The organism is Azospirillum endophyticum (genome assembly GCF_016595245.1).
In the GTDB taxonomy this organism is placed as follows: Bacteria; Pseudomonadota; Alphaproteobacteria; order Azospirillales; family Azospirillaceae; genus Azospirillum; species Azospirillum endophyticum.
Window position 1 is genome coordinate 1 of sequence record NZ_JAENHM010000065.1, and the last position, 676, is coordinate 676.

Annotated in this window: 1 protein-coding gene; it reads right to left on the minus strand. The window is 63.5% G+C overall.

The window, feature by feature from the left end; translation table 11 throughout:
- Positions 1–618, minus strand: a 618-nt coding sequence (locus JHL17_RS24705; RefSeq protein ID WP_200197271.1) for an IS5 family transposase, incomplete at its 3' end; no start/stop codon positions are given.
- Positions 619–676 lie beyond the last annotated feature (58 nt).

Genomic DNA, 676 nt, shown 5'->3' on the forward strand with positions numbered 1-676 from the left:
GGTCTTGACCACCTCGAGGCGGATGCCGTGATCATCCTCGACCTGTTCAGCGACCTCTTGGCCGGTGTAGCCCTGATCGACCCAACAGAGTTCGACGGCTTGGTCTGTTGCCGTCTGAACGGCCTGTGCCAGTGCGGCGGCCTGAGCGCGGTCCTGCTCGGTCGCCGAGGTGACGTGCAGGGCCAGCAGATGGCCCAGCGTGTCGACGGCCATGTGGACTTTGGAGCCCTTCTTGCGCTTGGCTCCATCGTAACCGGCGCGCGCTCCGCTCTCCGGCGTCGAGCGCAGGGTGCGGCTGTCGAAGATAGCGGCGCTGGGATCAGGCGCCCGTCCATCCGCCAAGCGCAGGATGGCACGCAAGTCGTCGGCCATGGCCAGGAAAACCCCTGCATCCAGCCAGCGCCGCGTCTGCTGATAAACGATCTCCCAGGGCGGTAAGTCGTTGGGCATCAAACGCCAGGTCGCACCGCTCTTGACGATGTAGCGCAACCCGTTGAACACCTCGCGTAGACTATGACGGCGCTGCCGGGCGTTCTCGCTCAGGAGGCTCAGGTAGGGCGCGACGAAGGTCCATTCCTCATCACTAACGTCCGAAGGATAAGCTTTACGATCGGTCATCTCCAATATCTGGGCAACCACACCGCGTGCGGCTACCCCGAGTCCCTAACAGCCTCTA